Annotated in this window: 16 protein-coding genes; 12 read left to right on the forward strand and 4 right to left on the reverse strand. The window is 59.9% G+C overall.

What is annotated here, in order from left to right; all coding sequences use genetic code 11:
• Window positions 1-101 precede the first annotated feature (101 nt).
• The gene (locus KUV52_RS08190) at window positions 102-515 is read left to right on the forward strand and encodes a hypothetical protein (RefSeq protein WP_222525453.1); all 414 of its coding nucleotides are present in this window, start codon (window positions 102-104) and stop codon (window positions 513-515) included.
• Between the two features lie 57 nt (window positions 516-572).
• Here KUV52_RS08190 and KUV52_RS08195 read toward each other — a convergent pair whose 3' ends face one another.
• Entirely contained in the window at window positions 573-2,030 is a 1,458-nt protein-coding gene (locus tag KUV52_RS08195; protein WP_222525454.1) for an aminoacyl-histidine dipeptidase, read from the reverse strand.
• 152 nt (window positions 2,031-2,182) lie between these two features.
• Here KUV52_RS08195 and KUV52_RS08200 point away from each other — a divergent pair, with 152 nt between their 5' ends.
• The 8 genes from KUV52_RS08200 (at window position 2,183) to KUV52_RS08235 (ending at window position 12,361) form a co-directional block, all read left to right on the forward strand.
• Window positions 2,183-3,700, forward strand: a complete 1,518-nt coding sequence (locus tag KUV52_RS08200; protein ID WP_222525455.1) for a M17 family metallopeptidase — start codon at window positions 2,183-2,185, stop codon at window positions 3,698-3,700.
• A gap of 638 nt (window positions 3,701-4,338) precedes the next feature.
• The gene (locus KUV52_RS08205; protein ID WP_222525456.1) at window positions 4,339-5,628 is read left to right on the forward strand and encodes an NCS2 family permease; all 1,290 of its coding nucleotides are present in this window, start codon (window positions 4,339-4,341) and stop codon (window positions 5,626-5,628) included.
• Between the two features lie 133 nt (window positions 5,629-5,761).
• Window positions 5,762-6,874: a glutamate 5-kinase gene (proB, locus tag KUV52_RS08210; protein WP_222525457.1), complete on the forward strand. Its 1,113-nt coding sequence runs from the start codon at window positions 5,762-5,764 to the stop codon at window positions 6,872-6,874.
• Window positions 6,871-8,127: a glutamate-5-semialdehyde dehydrogenase gene (locus tag KUV52_RS08215; protein ID WP_222525458.1), complete on the forward strand. Its 1,257-nt coding sequence runs from the start codon at window positions 6,871-6,873 to the stop codon at window positions 8,125-8,127. Before proB ends, KUV52_RS08215 begins: the two co-directional genes overlap by 4 nt.
• Before the next feature lie 221 nt (window positions 8,128-8,348).
• Window positions 8,349-9,329 carry a hypothetical protein gene (locus KUV52_RS08220; protein WP_222525459.1) on the forward strand — a complete coding sequence of 327 codons (981 nt, stop codon included), beginning with the start codon at window positions 8,349-8,351 and terminating at the stop codon, window positions 9,327-9,329.
• Window positions 9,319-11,859, forward strand: a complete 2,541-nt coding sequence (locus KUV52_RS08225; protein WP_222525460.1) for a hypothetical protein — start codon at window positions 9,319-9,321, stop codon at window positions 11,857-11,859. Before KUV52_RS08220 ends, KUV52_RS08225 begins: the two co-directional genes overlap by 11 nt.
• Window positions 11,856-12,053 (forward strand): hypothetical protein, encoded by a 198-nt coding sequence (locus KUV52_RS08230; protein WP_222525461.1) that lies wholly within the window; start codon window positions 11,856-11,858, stop codon window positions 12,051-12,053. The genes KUV52_RS08225 and KUV52_RS08230 overlap by 4 nt, the downstream gene beginning before the upstream one ends.
• On the forward strand, window positions 12,053-12,361 hold the full coding sequence (locus KUV52_RS08235; RefSeq protein WP_222525462.1) for a hypothetical protein: 309 nt from the start codon (window positions 12,053-12,055) through the stop codon (window positions 12,359-12,361). Before KUV52_RS08230 ends, KUV52_RS08235 begins: the two co-directional genes overlap by 1 nt.
• 116 nt (window positions 12,362-12,477) lie before the next feature.
• Here KUV52_RS08235 and KUV52_RS08240 read toward each other — a convergent pair whose 3' ends face one another.
• On the reverse strand, window positions 12,478-14,019 hold the full coding sequence (locus KUV52_RS08240; RefSeq protein ID WP_222525463.1) for a methyl-accepting chemotaxis protein: 1,542 nt from the start codon (window positions 14,017-14,019) through the stop codon (window positions 12,478-12,480).
• 386 nt (window positions 14,020-14,405) lie between these two features.
• On the opposite strand from KUV52_RS08240, the gene KUV52_RS08245 reads away from it, so the two are divergent.
• Window positions 14,406-15,074 carry a hypothetical protein gene (locus KUV52_RS08245; RefSeq protein ID WP_222525464.1) on the forward strand — a complete coding sequence of 223 codons (669 nt, stop codon included), beginning with the start codon at window positions 14,406-14,408 and terminating at the stop codon, window positions 15,072-15,074.
• Here KUV52_RS08245 and KUV52_RS08250 read toward each other — a convergent pair.
• Window positions 15,071-15,973, reverse strand: a complete 903-nt coding sequence (locus KUV52_RS08250; RefSeq protein ID WP_222525465.1) for a U32 family peptidase — start codon at window positions 15,971-15,973, stop codon at window positions 15,071-15,073. The genes KUV52_RS08245 and KUV52_RS08250 overlap by 4 nt on opposite strands.
• A complete protein-coding gene (locus tag KUV52_RS08255; RefSeq protein WP_222525466.1) occupies window positions 15,964-16,959 on the reverse strand; it encodes a peptidase U32 family protein in 996 nt (331 codons plus the stop codon). Before KUV52_RS08255 ends, KUV52_RS08250 begins: the two co-directional genes overlap by 10 nt.
• A 139-nt stretch (window positions 16,960-17,098) precedes the next feature.
• Here KUV52_RS08255 and KUV52_RS08260 point away from each other — a divergent pair, with 139 nt between their 5' ends.
• Complete coding sequence (locus tag KUV52_RS08260) at window positions 17,099-17,500, forward strand: SCP2 domain-containing protein (RefSeq protein WP_222525467.1); 402 nt, start codon at window positions 17,099-17,101, stop codon at window positions 17,498-17,500.
• Window positions 17,501-17,613: 113 nt separating this feature from the next.
• A complete protein-coding gene (locus KUV52_RS08265) occupies window positions 17,614-18,000 on the forward strand; it encodes an MAPEG family protein (RefSeq protein WP_222525468.1) in 387 nt (128 codons plus the stop codon).
• Window positions 18,001-18,084 lie beyond the last annotated feature (84 nt).

Here is an 18,084-nt window from a genome sequence, read left to right on the forward strand (position 1 = left end):
TTTATTGATCGCGATCAACCGTGTTTTGAGCATCTGCTCCTAGTCTGTGATTAAGCCCCCTCGATATAAGCGGGGCATGCGCAGAGTTAAGGAGGCCCAGGATGAGAATACGAAGCCTGTATCGTCAACTTTTTACCGCGGTATTTATGCTGGGGGTCGTGAGCCTGGTGCTCTTCACCCTGGCGTTTCAATTCAACGAAGCCCGCCCCCTAAGGGACGCCGAACGATTTGATCTCTATGTCGGCGAAAAAACCTATTGCCGCACTCTGAACCACTACCAGTCTCAGGATAAAGACGCCAAGGTGGAACGCCTTATCGAGTACAGCGACCAGAATGCCATGCAGTTTATTCTCTGGCGCTTCGGTAAGGAGAAAGGGCGTGAGATGATCGATACCTGTGAAAAGGCGAAGAAGGCGCACATTATCGAGCGCTGTGAACAGCAGCCGGAGTTGGCGATTGAGCAGGTGATTCTGGAATACAACAGACCCGCCATCGCAGAGAAGGGCTATATCTGAACCCTTGCCAAGGCAAAAGAAAAGCCGCCCGTTGGGCGGCTTTTTTGTGGTTTGCCGTTACTTGGTCGGGATCGCCTTCAGTACGGCCAACAGCAGTTGCCAGTACTTCTCTACGGTGGCGATCTCCACTTTCTCATCCGGAGAGTGAGGGAATCGGATGGTGGGGCCGATGGAGACCATATCCAGCGCCGGGTAGGGCTCCTTGAACAGGCCGCACTCCAGACCGGCGTGGATCACCTGGATGTTGGGCAGTTTGCCGAACAGACCCTGGTAGGTTTCGCGAACCACCGCCATGATCGGAGAGCTCGGATCCGGCTGCCAGCCCGGGTAGGCGCCACTCAGCTTCAGCTCAGCGCCCGCCAGGTCCGCCAGGGCCTGCAGCATGTTTTCCACCATGGAGCGACCGGAGTCGACGGTGGAGCGGATCAGGCACATTACCCGAACGCTCTCCTCCTTGGTGGTGATCACGCCCATGTTCAGGGAGGTCTCTACCACGCCCGGGAAGGCGTCGCTCATCCGGATCACCCCGTTGGGGCCTGCGTGGATCAGCGCCACCAGTCGGGCCTGGTCATCGGCATTGAACACTTGAGCCGGAGCGTCGATGGCGCTCAGCTCCAGGCTCAGATCGGTTTCGATCGCCTGCAGTTCGTTTTTCAAAATGTCGGTGTAGAGGCCAACTAGACGCTCCAGTTCGGCCACCTTATCGGACGGGATAACGAACTCGGCGAACGCTTCACGGGGGATGGCGTTACGCAGGCTGCCGCCTTTGAACTTGGCGAGGCGCAGGCCCAGTTCGGCCGCGTGGCCAAACAGGAAGCGGCCCAGCAGTTTGTTGGCATTGCCACGGCCAGTGTGGATGTCACAACCGGAGTGGCCGCCTTTCAGGCCGGTCAGGGCCAACTGCAGGCTGACGTGATCCGCCGGAGTGGCTTCACGGCCCACAGGCAGGGTCAGCTCTGCGTCTACGCCACCGGCACAACCCATATAGACCTCACCCTCCTCTTCGGAGTCGGTGTTGATCAGGATGTCACCCTTCAGCAGGCCGGCTTCCAGACCGAAAGCGCCGGTCATGCCCGCTTCCTCGTCGATGGTCAGCAGCACCTCCAGCGGACCATGTTCAACGCTGTCGTCGCCCAGTACCGCGAGAGCGGAGGCCATACCGATGCCGTTGTCGGCACCCAGTGTGGTGTCTTTAGCGGTCACCCAGTCACCGTCGATATAAGCCTGGATAGGGTCACGATCGAAACGGTGCTCGGTGCCGGAGTTCTTCTGGGGCACCATATCCAGGTGCGCCTGGATGATCACCCCTTTAAGGTGCTCATAACCGGGAGTGGCCGCTTTGCGGATCACCAGGTTGCCCACGCCATCAATGACGGTTTCCAGCCCCTTCTCCTCGGCCCACTGCTGAATATGGTCACGGAGGGCGATCTCACGCTTGGAGGGGTGGGGGATGGAGCAGATGGTTTCAAACCAGGTCCAGAGTCCCTGGGGGGATAGGGTGCTTAGAGCTGACACTGCACTCTCCTTATGAGGTGTAATTCGGTTCGGAGGAAAAACGCGGCCAGTGTATCACAGCGGCAGCAAAGCGTGACCTCAGTAGCACACCGGGTACGCGGCCTGCTATGGTGTGCTCCAGCAAGATTTGGACAGCAAAAGGATAAAGGATCATGAGCAAGCTGTTGATTGTGAAAGCCGACCAGGAAGAGGCCCTGTTTGGTGATGGCGGTTGGGATGCGGTCGTGGTGGTGGGCGACGCCAACGGGCTGGAGTCTCACCCCGAAATCGGCCAGCTGGTGGCTCACGCCGCTCATGTGGATGCCCGCATCGGCAAGGAGCCACTGATGTTGATGGCGCCGGGCTTGGCGGGAGGGCGCCTGGTGCTGGCGCCGACCGGCGACCTGGACAACGAGTATGAGGATGTGCGCCGTTTTGCTGAAGCGGCTCAGGCCGGGATTGGCATCGCCTTGCGAGCCGGGGCCCGGGCGCCCCTGCTGCTGGTTTCCGGCAATGATGACCTGCGCTACAGCCAGGCATTGGAGGTGGCACTGATGGGGGCGGGTCACGAGATCTATACCCCCTTTGATGTGTCGGGTCCGGAGGTCACTCTGGGCGTGCTGGGGCTGGATGAAGTGGCTCGGGTCAATGCGCTGGAGAATGGGCGCATTGCGGCCCGGGATCTTTGCGGTGGTGATCCTGAGCAGATGGCGCCTCCGGCCTTTGCCGATTACTGTGTTGAGCTGTTTTCCGATACCGCCGTCTCCGTTTCGGTGATTGACGATCCCGACACACTGAAAGCCGATTACCCCCTGCTCAGTGCTGTGGCGCGGGCTTCTTTTGCGGTAGAGCGGCATGCCCCCCGCGTGGTGCGACTGGAGTACGTGGGTGAGGGCGTGATCAGCCGCAACTGGTTCCTGGCGGGTAAGGGCGTCACCTTTGATACCGGAGGAGCGGACCTGAAGATCGGCGGTGCCATGGCAGGAATGAGCCGGGATAAAGGGGGCGCTGCTGCGGTGGCTGGCCTGATGGCGACACTTGCCCAACTGAAACCGAAAGGGGTCCGTGTGGTGGCCGAGCTTGGCCTGGTGCGTAACAGCATCGGTTCCGAGGCATTTGTGCCGGATGAGATCATCGAGAGTCATGCCGGTGTGAAGGTTCGTATCGGTAACACCGATGCGGAAGGGCGCCTGGTGCTGGCGGACGTGCTCAGCCACCTGCGTGAGTCGGTTAACGGTTGCGAGAATCCCGTGATGTTCTCTCTGGCCACCCTGACCGGTCACGTTGGGCGGGCCTATGGCCCCTACAGCGCCGTCATTGAAAATGGTGTAGCCCGTGGCCAGGCGCTGGGCGGTCAGTTGCAGATGGTGTCGGAGATCTGGGGTGAGCCCTTTGAGCTGTCACGTCTGCGTCGTGAGGACTTTGCCCAGGTGGCGGCCCGCTCCCCTTCAGAGCGGTTGCTCTCCTCCAACAATGGCGCCTCAGTGAACATCTCCCGGGGCCATCAGTTCCCCATGGCGTTCCTGGTCCAAGCGTCGGGACTGGATCAGCATGGATTGGGCAGCGATCAGCCCATCGCCTACCTGCACCTGGACATTGCCGCCTCTTCTGTAGAAAAACGAGATCCGCTTTATGGCCAGCCTACAGCGGTGCCGGTGGCGACCTTGCTGGCGAATCTGCTTGACCATTAATGGGTTAGCTTGCGCCTGAAGAGACTGCGTGCCTCGCATCAAAATCCCTCATCCGGTAATTAAATTACATACTGGGCCAAATGAGGGATTTTTTGTGGGGCCGTCTTGTAATAAAACTACATATTGGTATGATGCATTCCATCGGGAGCTGACGACTCCCGAACACGTTGGCTAGGACAGCCCGAGTTCTCCAAGGAACCGAGTGACGAAGACACCACGGATGACTCCGTGTTCCTGTCGTTATTTGTCATTTGTTTGATTATTTAGGAGTTCGGTATGCAATACCCCTTTTCTTATGACGTGACCCTCTACAACACCTGGTTCTCCCGTAGCTGGACTACCGGTGCCCTGTTCCCCCTGGGTCGCTGATTATCGTCACTTTGCTTCATCAACCTGTAAATCGGGGTTTCTGGTGAACGGCTAGGCAGGCCGTTTTGGACTTCCCCACAGTAGGGTTTCTCTTCCCTTCGGCGCCTTTATGGCGCCATTTTTTTTGCCTTTCTCCCAAAGTTCGCCTGTTTTGTTGGCACCTTAGCGACAAAACGGGGATAATCTCGCGCCAAATTTACCGGCAATTCAACCGTCGGTGAGTTTGCCTCTCTGTGCACTACAAAACACAAAATAATTAAGGTCCGACAATGCTCGAGTCGATTTTCAAGCTCAGTGCGAACCGCACCACGGTTCGTCAGGAAGTGGTTGCTGGGATCACCACTTTCCTCACCATGGCCTACATCATCTTCGTTAACCCCGCGATGCTGGCTGACGCCGGTATGGATCACGGTGCCGTTTTCGTTGCCACCTGTGTGGCGGCAGCCGTTGGCTGTCTGGTGATGGGTCTGCTGGCCAACTACCCCATTGCCCTGGCGCCTGGGATGGGCCTCAACGCCTTCTTTACCTACACCGTTGTTCTGGAAATGGGCCACAGCTGGGAAACCGCGCTGGGCGCCGTATTCCTGTCCGGTGTGCTGTTCCTGCTGCTTTCGGTGCTGAAAATCCGTGAATGGATCGTCAACGCCATCCCCATGTCTCTGCGACTGGGCATTGCGGCAGGTATCGGTCTGTTCCTGGCCCTGATTGGCCTGAAAAACGCCGGTATCGTAGTCTCCAACCCCGCCACCATCGTGGGTCTTGGCGACGTCACCAGCTTCCCGGTTGTGATGGCCGCGCTGGGCTTTGCCCTGATCATCGCTCTGGTGCACTTCGGCCTGAAAGCCGCCGTGATGATCTCCATTCTGGTGATCACCGCTCTGGGCCTGATGTTTGGTGATGTGCAGTACCACGGCCTGGTCTCTATGCCGCCCTCTGTTGCACCGACTCTGGCCGCTCTGGACATCGCCGGTGCGCTGGAAGTGGGCATGCTGTCTGTAGTGTTTGCCTTCCTGTTCGTTGACCTGTTCGATACCTCCGGCACCCTGGTGGCGGTGGCACAACGTGGCGGAATGCTGGATGACAAAGGGCGTCTGCCCCGCGCCAACCGCGCGATGATGGCTGACTCCTCTGCCACCATCGCTGGCGCCTTCCTCGGTACCTCCACCACCACCAGCTACATCGAAAGCACCGCAGGCGTGTCTGCCGGTGGCCGCACCGGTCTGACTGCCGTCGTGGTTGGTCTGCTGTTCCTGGGCTGTCTGTTTATCTCTCCGCTGGCGGGCATGGTTCCGGCTTACGCCACCACCGGTGCACTGGTCTATGTGGCGATCCTGATGATGTCCGGTCTGGTTCACCTGGAGTGGGATGACCTGACTGAAGCCGCTCCGGTGGTGGTGACTGCCATCATGATGCCGCTGACCTTCTCCATCGCTCACGGCATCGCCATCGGCTTTATCACCTACGCGGTGATCAAGCTGCTGAGCCGTCGATTCCAGGACGTCAGCCCCGCGGTTGGCATTCTGGCGGTACTGTTCATTCTGAAGTTCATGTACCTGTAAGGCTGTTCGCCTTCCGGCCTGACACCGCCTCCCTTTGGGGAGGCGGTGTCGTTTCTGTGCGTCAAACCTGCTGTGTCAAAGCCACTTTTTCGGTATAACTACTCCTTCTGTCTTTTTTTGAGCCTTACCCCGAGTGAATCCGCTACGTTATCGCCGGATAGTGGTCAAACTGGGCACCAGTGTCCTGACCTCCGGCAGTCCCAAGTTGAACCGTGCCCATATGGTGGAATTGGTTCGCCAGATGGCCCGCCTTCGTCAGGCTGGCTGTGAGATCATCCTGGTTACCTCCGGCGCCATCGCCGCGGGTCGCGAGCACCTGGGTTTCCCAACATTGCCGGACTCTCTGTCGAGCAAGCAGATGTTGGCAGCCGTAGGGCAGAGCCAGTTGATCCGGACCTGGGAGCAGCTGTTCAATCTCTACAATCTGCACGTGGGTCAGATCCTGCTGACCCGTGCCGATCTGGATGACCGCGAGCGCTACCTCAACGCCCGCGATACTCTGCAGGCGCTGCTGGATAACGGCATCATTCCGGTGATCAACGAGAACGACGCCGTGGCAATCGCGGAGATTAAGGTAGGCGATAACGATAACCTCTCCGCCCTGGCGGCCCTGTTGGGCGAGGCAGAGTTGCTGATGCTGCTGACGGACCAGCCGGGTCTGTTTGATGCGGATCCCCGCAGTAATCCCGATGCCAAGCTGATCCCGGAAGTGGAGCACATCGACGACAGTCTGCGCCGTCTGGCGGGAGGCAGTGGCACCAACCTGGGCACCGGTGGCATGGCCACCAAGCTGCAGGCGGCGGATGTTGCCCGTCGTGCGGGAGTTGAGGTGGTGATCGCCGCTGGCCACGCCGAAGGGGTAATCGAGGGGCTGGCCCGGGGTGAGTCTATCGGCACCCGCTTCCCGGCGTTGGCCTGTCCTCTGGATGGCCGCAAACGCTGGATTCTGGCGGGACCGCCCCCGGCAGGCACCCTGCATCTGGATGCCGGTGCGGTTTCTGCCCTGGTAGACAAAGGGTCGAGCCTGCTACCCAAAGGGATTACGGCCGTTGAGGGCAACTTTGCCCGGGGCTGCACCCTGATGCTCAAGGACCCGAATGGCCAACTGATTGGCCGCGGTATCGCCCGCTACGGGGCGCCGGACATGCGTCGTCTGGCTGGCCAACACTCCAATGAGATCGAAAGCCTGCTGGGCTACAGCTACGGCACGGTGGCGATCCACAGAAACGACCTGGTGGTGCTATGACAACCAATCCCCTTTTGCCCATGGGTGAGAAAGCCCGTGAAGCCAGCTACGCCCTTCTGGGGCTGGGAGCGGCTGAGAAGAATGCTCTGCTGGCGACCATCTCCGCCCAGATCCATGCTCATCAGGAGTCGATTCTGGCGGCCAACGCCGAAGATATGATCCGTGCTGAGCAAGCGGGATTGTCCGGGGCCATGCTGGATCGCCTGCTGCTCACCCCGGAACGTCTGGCCGCCATTCGGGCCGATATCGATACGGTGATCGCACTGGCGGATCCGGTCGGCGTGGACATTGAGAGCCGTCTGCTGGAAAACGGCATGCGCCTGGCCCGTCGCCGCATCCCGCTGGGGGTGATCGGCGTGATCTACGAAGCCCGTCCCAATGTCACTGTGGATGTGGCGGTGTTGGCGCTGAAAACCGGCAACGCCGTGATCATGCGTGGTGGTAAGGAGACAGTACGCTCCAACCAGGCGCTGCTGATCGCTATCCATGCGGCCCTCACCGAACGGGGTGTGCCCACCGATGCGGTGCAGCTGATCGACGACCCGGATCGGGCGTTGGTCACCGCGCTGCTGAACCTGGACAGCCATGTGGACATGGTGATCCCTCGTGGTGGCGCCGGGCTGCATCAGCTCTGTAAGGAGCAGGCCCGCATGCCGGTGATTACCGGCGGGATCGGCATCTGCCACATGTTCATCGATCAGGCTGCAGACCTGCATCGCGCACTGCCGTTGATTGAAAACGCCAAAGTGCAGCGTCCCACCGTGTGTAATGCCCTGGATACTCTGCTGGTGCATGAGGCGGTAGCCGATGCGCTGCTGCCTGAGGTGGCGAGCCGCCTGCGTCCGTTGGGCGTTACCCTTAAAGCGTGCCCCAAAGCGTTGGCCGCTCTGGGCGCGGATGCGGAAGCGGCGGGCGAGGGGGACTTTGACACCGAGTGGCTCTCTCTGGTGCTGGGAGTCAAAGTGGTCTCCGGTGTGGATGAAGCGATCACCCACATTCGCACTCACTCATCGGAACATTCCGAAAGCGTGGTGACCGAGGATCGCTCAGTAGCGGATCGCTTTGTGGCAGCCATCAACTCCTCAGCGGTATACGTTAATGCCAGCACCCGCTTTACCGATGGCAGCCAGTTTGGCCTGGGTGCCGAAGTGGCGGTCAGTACCCAGAAACTGCATGCCCGCGGACCGATGGGGCTGGAAGCCCTGACCACCTACAAGTGGGTGGGCACCGGGGATTACCACGCCCGTGGATAAACCGTAACGGTGAGAAAAGGGACGCAATGGCGTCCCTTTTTTGATCCTGATGGCCGGGAAAACAGGGCAAGAGGTGTGACGCTGTTCACTTTCAAAGAAATCGATGCCCGCGCGATAAAATCGTCGTGGCATGCCTTGGAAACGAAATGTAAAATCCTGAACCCATTGATGATTTAGGCTCCACAGCGAGGCTGTTGGGGCACAAAGGATTTTTACGTCAGATGAGACTAAGACAGGGAGTTGGCGTTATCGCGGTCGCGATATCGCTTGTCGCCTGCTCCAGCAAACCGCCGAAACAGTATATCGCTCCGACCATCTCCACCGGCATCGCCATGCCCGCCAACGCGGATTTGAGTGACAGTAACGCTGCACTGCAGAAAGCGCTCAATGAACGGCAGCTCTACTTAACGACCGAAGGGGAGGCGGCTCCCTATGAAACGTCCGGTTGCCGCTCAGAGTTGTTGAAGCGGGTTTCCTCACCACAAGGGATTTTGCCGGGGGAAGACCCGCTGTATGGGGGGTATCTGTTGCCTGTGCAGGTCATCGGCCAGTCCGTCCACTACCTGAGCGAAGCGGGTCGACCTGTCCCGCTGCGGGACCTGCCCAACACCCAATCAGCGCTTTACCTGGATTTCAGTGGTCTTGGGGGGAATGACCTGGGGGGCCAATGGATGGCAGCCACCGCGTCCTTGCAGGCCAATATCGTACTGAGTGATGGACAATGGCGAGCGTTGAAAAAGACCGGCTTTGCCGGAGTGAGCCCGCAGCGGGTCTTCGTTAAGCGAGCGCCCCTGTTAAGGCGACCGGAGCCAGCGAATGCGGGTGCAGAGTACCTGTTTAATGAGACGCTCAGCCAGCCTCTTGTGGCCATCAGCGGCAATCCGCTGGGGATGTGCCAGAGCCTGCGGGACTCGGTGTTTATATCCAGCTCAACCCTTCCATACCAGCAAGGGCGGGGCTATCTGCCGCCTCAGCTGGTCTCGATGCTGCCTCAGAACGCGGACTTCAACCAGCTTGATAAGCAGGTGGAACTGGCGAAGCAGGGACGCTACCTCACGTTCTGGGGCAAGCGTGCTGTATTGCAGGATCGCTGCAAAACCGGCGAGCTGGGTGAGGAGGTGTGCGGCAAGGGCTCATCGAAAACCACCCGGGAGCGCTCAGGCGCGGTGGTCGTGATCGGTGGAGGTCAGGGTGACCGATAATCTCTCCCCGAAGAAGCCAAAGCGCTTTGCTGGCTTGATTACCTTTATGGCTTTGCTGCTGGGTCTTATCGGCCTGGCGCTCTACCTCTACGTCGAGATCGCCCTGAACGTGACCCTGGTGAGCCTCTACTCATCCGGTTTGACGGCGCTAGTGAACGATTACCACGAACTGGCGGGCCACGTTGAACTGGTGGGACGCATCATCAGTGGCTTTGGTCTGGCGTTGGGCCTGACCTTCTGGCTGCCCGGAAAACTGATCCAGCGGGTGCCATTGGGGGCGGCCAAGGTGCGCGCCCTGGCGTTTGTGCTGCTGTGGCTGATCAGTGTGCCCTCGCTGAAGCTGGCAGTGGAGCATCTGGTGCTCAGCACCTCCCCCCAGGAGAAGCTGGCATCCGTTCGTTCTTTGCTTTTCCGGGAGGCGCTGGACCGTGAGCTGCTGGCGTTCGATGGGGCTACGACGCTGAACCAGATTGTCAAAGATGAGGAGCAGCGTGCGTTGCTGGTGGCATTGCTGCCCTCTCTGGCGCTGGTGTCCAATGCGGTGGACAGCACCATTGAAGCCCAGACCGAAGAGATGGTTGTGGCGATGATGGAGCGCGACCAGCGGGCCTATTTCCGTGAGCAGATCTTCCCCACCTACCAGTCAGCCTGGACCGCTTATGACGGAGAGTGGGAGCGTTACGGCCAGGCGCAGGCTGATGCCCGGGCTGTGCGCCAACGCCTGACTGCACCCGGCGTGATGGAGCAGAAGTTCAAACAGCTGCAGAAGGGGATTGATCAGCAGTTGGCGAATGAGTGGCTGCTCTACCAGACCGCTTTCGACGACGTTGATGAGTATGTTGAGCCTCTTGTCGCCGCATTCCTGCCGGAGTTTCGTCAGCGAACCCCCCGATACCGCTCCAGCAAATGCGACCGAAGCTGTCGGGCGGAGATCACCAATGAGTGGGTGCGCTTCGTGGAGCACAATCGGGCTCAGGGCTTCCCCGGCCTGGATGGGATAACCCTGCCCGACCCGGAAGACTGGTTTGCGACCACTTACGTATTTGGCCGGGAGATCCACCTGAAAGTGGTGTTCCAGAACGCCCGTGAAGGCTATCTGGAGCAGCGCTTCCCCTTTGATGATGATCTGGAGCAGGAGGAGTTCGTGACTCAGCCTGCCATGCAGCGCATCGTGGTGGAATACGCCCGCGCCCAGGGCTACCAGGTGCCGGATAACTGGCAACGCACCGACTTCCAGTCGATAAGACAGTCGCTGCAGGCTCAGGCCCAACAAGCGATCGACAAAGTCTGGCTCGCTTATCAGCAGCAGAGCCGCTTTAAGTTTGTCGACCGCACCATGGACAAGGGCGAATACGCCCGAGCCGGTGTCGTGGATGCGATGCACCGGGAGACACTGGGATCGCTCTATTTCAATGGCTACCGTCGCAGCCTCGGCTTTGATGCCCTGTTTGACCGCTGGGCAGAGACGGAAGAGAACGCCAACTTTGTTCGGATGCTGACGGATGCGGCGGCCGAAGCGGCGTTCTCCCCTGGTGGCATCATGTATGAGCTGGGCGTGGATGCAGTGCGCCTCTCCTACATCCCACCGGTGGCGATTGTCGCCTCCTTCAGCGCCATTCTGATGCTGGTGGGCCGGTTTGGCAGCTTTGTTCATCGTAAGGCACCGATGGCAGGCAAGGGCTACTTCGCGCTGTTTGGCCTGCTGGCGGTGGTCGCCGTCAGTGGGGTGGCGTCCAGTAAGGACAGCTACGCGAACGCGATGAAAGAGTTTGGCCAACAGACGGTGGCGCTATCCGGGCCTGAACTGGCGTTCGCCACCTTCCTGGGTGGCGTTATCGACGCGGAACATTGGCTGCTGCAGAACGTGGAGGCACCCAGCCTCAAACAGCTGAATCGCTTTTTCAATCAGGAGCAAAGTGATGCCGCTCTGCACCAGGCTTACGTTCGGGCTGTGCAACTGGATGAGACCCTGTACCAGGGACTGCTGAGTGCGCTGATTGTGAAAAACCGCGTCGAGCGGGGTGGGGTGGTCCCCTTTGACTTCAACCTGGCGGTGATCAAGGCGGATGAGCGGGTCGGTTTCTATGCCGGTCTGAACTACGACGAAGAGGGCAAGTTGTCCAAAGTGAGCATTCCCAATGTGCTGGCTTCCGAGGAGGTGGCGTTCGCGCTGGAGCAGCGCTGGATCTACCGACCGGATCTCATGCGCGACGCCTATGCCGTCGTCAACAGTTACGCCAGCCCGGATGGCTGGATGGAGATGAGAGAGCTGGGCAAAACCTCTCTGCGCGAAGAGCTTGAGCGTCGCACCCTGATGGTGATGCGCGACTCGGACAGTCGTCAACTCCGGCGGGTACACGAAGCCTACACCCAGGGGCACAACAACCTGATCTTTGTTCAGCGGGGGCGCGGCAACGTGTACGACTGCTACCAGATGCCCAGACTGTCCATTGAGAACATCGCGCAACTGGCTGCGCGACAGGAGATTGAGGGACAGCACAAGTTTGAGTGCCGAGGAGAGGTGTTTTGATTCGGAAATGGTTAGCTCAATTGCCGGCGTCTTCCGCCACTGTTGCCCGGGGGATATTGGTGAAAGTGGTGGTGGCGGCTCTGGTGATCGCCGGTGTCACTCACCTGACCTCGGTTCAGGACCAGGCGATGCATGCGCTTTATCAGAAAGCGGAAATCATTAAGTTAAAGCTTCAATTAACAGGAATTAAGTAATGGCAGAGGCACAACAGAAAGCGCGCTGGATCAGTTTTGGTGATCTCTGGACCATGTTGGCTGGCGTGTTGGTGATCTACACGGTCTGGACCCAGCATCAGAGCAGCATGGCCAACATCGAAAAGACCAATCAGATGCTGGCCAAGTACGAGACCCAGTTGGATCTGGCGATCGCCAATGACGGCAACGTACTGAAGACTTACCAGAAGAACCTGCGGGCCATCACCACCTCCATGAGCAAAGAGGAGAAGGCGCTGCTGTCCCAACTGTTGAGCGTGGAATCCTCCATGGCCAACACCAGCCTTTAATCCGAACAGCCCGGCAATGGCCGGGCTGCTTTCGCTGACCTAGAACCGCCGTTTCCACAGCAACAAAAAAGCAAGCCGGAATCGGCTTGCCTTTGTTTTGCAAACGGTTGGCGGTTTTAGCCAAAGGTGCGGCCAAGCTCGCCGATCCCCTCCACTTCCTGCTTTACCCGCTCTGCGGTGTGCTCTACCTGTTCAGACTGACGCAGAACTCCCTGGGTCAGCTGATGGATTGAGTCCAGATTCTCGGCGATTTCGGCGGCGGCCATGCGTTGCTGCGTTGCGGCAGTCGCCGTCTCAGCCGCCATCTTCTCCACCTGTTTCACCTGGGCATTGATGGTATCAACCTGGTTCGCGCTGTGGCGGGCGTGTTCCGCGCAATCATCAGCCTGCGCGCGGTTCTGCGCCATCTGCTCCACCCATTGCGCCAGGGTTTGATTCATCTCCTGAACACTGGTCTGGATGGCGGTAGTCGCTTGCTGAGTCCGGCTGGAGAGTGCGCGAACCTCATCGGCGACCACGGCAAATCCACGACCCTGCTCTCCCGCACGGGCGGCCTCAATGGCGGCGTTCAGCGCCAGCAGATTGGTCTGCTCGGCGATGCCATCGATCTCCTGCATCGCAGCGGACACCTTCTCCGCCTCCTGATGGAGGGTGGTGGCCCGGTTAGCAGCCTGAACCACGCTGTTGGCCAACTCATCAATCCGTTCGGAGCTTGCCAGCATGGCAGTGCGGGTTTGCTGGCAGATCTGGTGGGTTTCGGAAACCTGGTTGGAGTTGGCTTCGGCGTTGTGGGCAATCTCTCCGATGGTGACATTCATCTCCTCCACCGCCGTCGCGATCTGGGAGAGACGGTGTTGCTCATCGTCGATGCCCTGTCGGGCCTGGTGGGCGATGGACACCAGCTCCCTGGCGGAATCATCCAGGCGACGCCCGGCGTCGGCGGTTCGTCCCAGCACCCCCTGCATCTTGGTTTTGGCCAGGCCGAGATGGAAGTGTGCGACTGAGGCGCTACCGGTCCCTTCGTAGACCAGTCGGCTGACACTGTCATACGCACTCTGCAAATCGGCCAGCAGTGCCGGAACCTGCACCGCTTCGTCCCAGAACAGCCAGACCAAAAGGGCGAAACTGAGCAGCGCCGGGATCAGCACCATCGGACTGAACCACCATGAGGTGGCCGCCGCCATGACCAACGCCAACAGAGCCGCCAGAACCTGCTTTTGGCCAAGTCGCAGCTCTTTTGGTAGGGGTTTACCCGCCTGGATGCGGGCGTAGAGACGGGAAGCCCTGGTGACCATCTCGACCGTGGGTTTGCGGCGTACAGACTGGTAACCCACCACTTTGCCGCGTTCCAGAATTGGTGTGACAAAGGCGTCCACCCAGTAGTAACGGCCATCTTTGCAGCGATTTTTGACGACGCCGCGCCAACTGTTCCCCGCCTTGAGGTGGTCCCACAGGTCTTTGAATGCGGCCGCTGGCATATCCGGGTGACGAACCAGATTGTGGTTGTGGTTCATCAACTCTGACTCGCTGTAACCACAAATGCGGATAAAGTCGGCATTGGCGTAGGTGATAACCCCACGGGTGTCGGTGGTGGAGACCAGTTCATCATCCGCTTGGAGAGGGACTTCCTGGTCGATGCAGTCACGGGTCCGTGTCATGTGATGCTCGTCTGATTTACGATGATTTATGAGGCGCTTATCTATTTTAACGGCAGTTAATGTGATTATCTTTATGCATTTGTGCTAATCGGTTGATAATCAAGCGCTTTGGGACTGCGCGACGGTCGCTTCTCATTAGGGCTTTTGATAGAGGTTTGCCTGAGATAAAGAGAATCTTGCGGCGTCTTGATGAGAGATAAGCGGATCGCCCCGTAAACTGAAATTCATTCCACACATCCGACCAGTCATGGCGGAAGGTCCGGTTAGCTGGAAATGCTCTGAGAAGTGGATCGGAGAACCGCTTGCCCAGTATCGGGGCGCGTTTTTTCCTTGGCCATATTCGAGTATGCTGGGGATTGGTTACGACAAAAGTGAAACGCACGTCTATGGCAGCCAATGATGGGCAAACCCTGGAACGCCTGGCTAACCGCTTGGGATCACTTGGGGTTTTGATGCTGGTTCTGCCCTCTCTGCTCGCCTCCCTGGTGTATGAAGGGGAAGCGGGAGAGCCGTTTAATTTTCTGAATCACTCCCTCTCGGAATTGGGACGCTATGAGTCCTCTCCTCTGGCATTGCTGGTCAATGGCGGGCTGTTTTTTGGTGGGCTGTTTCTGGTGGTGAGCTTTGTCTCCCGAGGCTGGTTACGGCGTCGGCGTCCCATCAAGCTGTCTCTGAATCTGTCCGGCGTTCTGATGTCGCTGAGTGTGGCGGCCTGTGGCCTGTTTCCGGTGAATGTCGGCATGGTGCATGCCTGGGCCGTGACCGCGTTCTACGTGATGACCCCCATCTGCGCAGTGATCTACTGCTTTGCCATCCTGACGGAGATCCCGCCCCGATGGGGGGTGATCCCCGCATTGGCTGCGGCGGGTTGCGCCATTGCACTGCTGACCCGGGATGACCGCCTGCTGGCACTGATGGATCGTTACCCCTACGGGTTGTTTGGCGCCGACCGACCGATAATCTGGTGGCCGGCGCTGTTGGGCTGGATGTTGCTGGGCTGTGTCGCCCTGTGGCTGCTTTACGCCCTGGTACTGGTGACCCGACGCAACCGTTAATCGTTGGAGAGCGCCACCGTGGTTTGCTGGCGCTGCCAGAATTGACGCATCCCCACCACGGGCGGATCAAACCGGTCCGCCCCGGCCGCCAACGCCTCCTGAAGCTCCCTTGCCCAGCCCCATTCCAGTTCCGGACCCGGATCGATCCGCAGCCAGTCCAATTTCAGTTCGCGCAGCGCGGGCAGACTGTCGAGCAGGTCGATGGGGCGGTCGCCGTGGACCTGCACGCCGTTCAGCAGCAGCATCGCGTCACCCTCCAGGGAATCCGCGCGCTGCGCCCCTCGCTGCTGACATACGGTGTCGCAGCGCTTGCGGTTGCGCCCCGCAACCCGGGCGGTTGAACAGCGGGCTGAAACCGACAGGGGCGGGTGGCCATAACCCAGCAGCTCCAGCTCAAAGCGGGCGCGCTCCCCTTCGGCCTCGGCTTGCGCCATCAGGGTTGTGAGAACCGGCTGGGCCATCTCAAGCGGTGGCTGGTAGGTGGTCATGCCCAGGCTGAGCAACCAGCGCAATGTTTCCAGGTTGTAGGCATTAAGGCCCTGGCCCGCCACAAAGGGCAAACCTGCCTGATACGCCGCGCCGACTGCGCCCATCTCGTTGGCTTCAATGGCGAAGCGTTCTTGCTGGCACAGCTTCTCCAGCAGAGCCAAGTCCCGCTCACTGCCCAGCAGAGTCAGACTGGTCAGTACCACCTCTTTGCCAGCCGCCTGCAGCGTTTCCGCGATAGAGAGCAAAGTACGGGGAGCGATGCGGTCCCGCAGGCTGCAGACGCTCTCGCCCAGGTAGACCCGCTGGAAGGGGCTGTCCTGAAGCGCATCCAGATAGGCGTGCTGAGCCTGCCGCTCCATCGGCCACCAGTTTGGGGCCAGACTTAATCGGGGGGTGTGAGTCATTGCCATGGGTTCAGGTAGGGTCCGGTAGTCAGCAGTTGGCCTTCCGCCAGGGCACGCAGGGTGGCCTGGGCGGCAGGATCGGTCCGGTAGGTGTCCGGGTTTGCCCGGTACGCGTCGATGGCGCGTCGCCATACCGCGGTGATCTGGGCACTGTAATGCGCGCTGCGCTGGCGGCCCTCCAGCTTAAGGGCCGCTACACCGGCCTTGGCCAGTCGCGGCAGCAGGGGCAGGGTAGAGAGCGAACAGGGGCTGGAGATGGGGTGCATTATCCGCCCCTCCACCTGGTATCGCCCCTTACAGACAGTGGGGTAGCCGCCGGGCTGGCCCGGTGGAACCCGGTCCAGCAGTCGGCCATTCAGGCGGGCCTCCCGGCCTTCAGGACCTTCCACCCAGCGTACCAGCGAGGCGGGCGAGCAGGCGCCGCCAGAGTTGGGGGAGTGGCCACTGACCCAGGTCGAAAGCTGGCAACGGCCCTCGGCCATCACGCAGAGTGAACCGGAGGCAAACACTTCGAGTTCAACCGGCGAGTCCTGTGCAATCCGCTCGATCTGTTCAATATCCAGCACCCGGGGCAAAACCGCCCGGGTGATGCCAAACTGTTGATGAAACAGACGCAATGCCGGGAGGTTGGCGGCACTGGCCTGAACCGACAGGTGACGCTCCAGGTCGGGATGTCGCTGTGCGGCGTAACCCAGCAAACCGGGGTCCGCCATGATGACAGCGCTGATCCCTGCCTCAGCGGCCTGATCCACCGCCCGGTGCCAGCGGGCCTCCTGACCGGGCTGAGGAAAGGTGTTGATGGCGACGTACAGTTTGCGGCCGGCATGGCGGCACAGGTCGGCCGCCTCGCCCAATTCGGCGGGGGTAAAATTGAGACCGGCAAAACGACGGGCATTGGTGTCGTCCTTAAGGCCGACGTAAACGGCGTCGGCGCCTTGGGCCAGCGCGGGTGACAATCCCGCCAGATTGCCCACCGGTGCGAGCAGTTCCATTACTTGGGCTCCACTGCGGAAAAAAAACTACGGCGCCTAAGTTAGCAGTGGGATCGCGATCATTTCTTGATGTAAAACAGGAACAAGATCCAATTGCGGCGTTATCATCCAGCGGTTTATCTCTAAATTGGTAGGAAAGATGTTGCCTCGTCCCCCTTTAGCCCCACTGCGGACTTTGCTTTTGCCCCTGCTCAGCCAGCGACTGGCGGAGCCATTGCGTCAGGGGGAGCTGGCTTTTCTGGACGGCCGCAGCGTCAGCATCGCAGTGAAAGAGCTGCCCTGGGCGCTGAAACTGGGTCTGTCTGATGGCCAACTGTGGCTGGATTGGGCGGACGATTCGGTGGATGCCAGCATGAGTGGCGATGCCCGGGCGCTGCTGCAGATGGCGCTGGGGAGCGCCGACGGGGACGCCCTGTTCTTCCAGCGTCGTCTCGCGATGGAGGGGGACACGGAGCTGGCGATGGAGCTGAAATCCCTGCTGGGCCGTTATCCTTTGCTGCCAGCCCCGCCGTTTGCCCTGCCGGGGCTGACCGGGGTCTGACCCTATCTGAGCAAAAATGCGGGGCACTCCCCGCTTTTTTTTCGTCCCTCCCTTGCCTCGCCCCATCTGCGTCCGTTTCTATACTCAGTGCAGAACAAACAGGAGGGTGCGCCATGCCGTTGGTTCTCTGGTGTTTATTGCTGTTGTTGCTGATCCCTTACGCCCTGGCTGCACTGGGTGGCGTCTACAAGTGGCGGAACCTTGGAGGGCTGGATTTGCACCACCCTCGTGCTCAGGACGCCACTCTGACCGGACTGGGTAACCGACTGAGGGCGTCCCAGAGCAACGCCTGGGAGGCTCTGGCCTTTTTTACCGGCTGCGTGCTTATCGCCCACCTGCGGGGCGCAGACCTGGATGCGCTGGCATTGCCTGCTCTGCTGTTTGCCCTGACCCGCCTGCTTCACCCGCTGCTTTATGTCGGCGATCTGCCCCCGCTGCGCTCCACCGTGGTGGTGGTGGGGTTGCTTGCTGGCGTCTATCTCGCCATCTGGGCGGGATAGCATTTCAGTTCTTCTGAATCCTGGTCGCATTAGCCCACGTAAGTGGGCTTTGTTGCTCTTGGGCTTAATCAATTGAGGGATTTG

Origin of the sequence: Ferrimonas balearica, assembly GCF_019802055.1 — a bacterium.
GTDB classification, from domain to species: Bacteria; Pseudomonadota; Gammaproteobacteria; order Enterobacterales; family Shewanellaceae; genus Ferrimonas; species Ferrimonas balearica_A.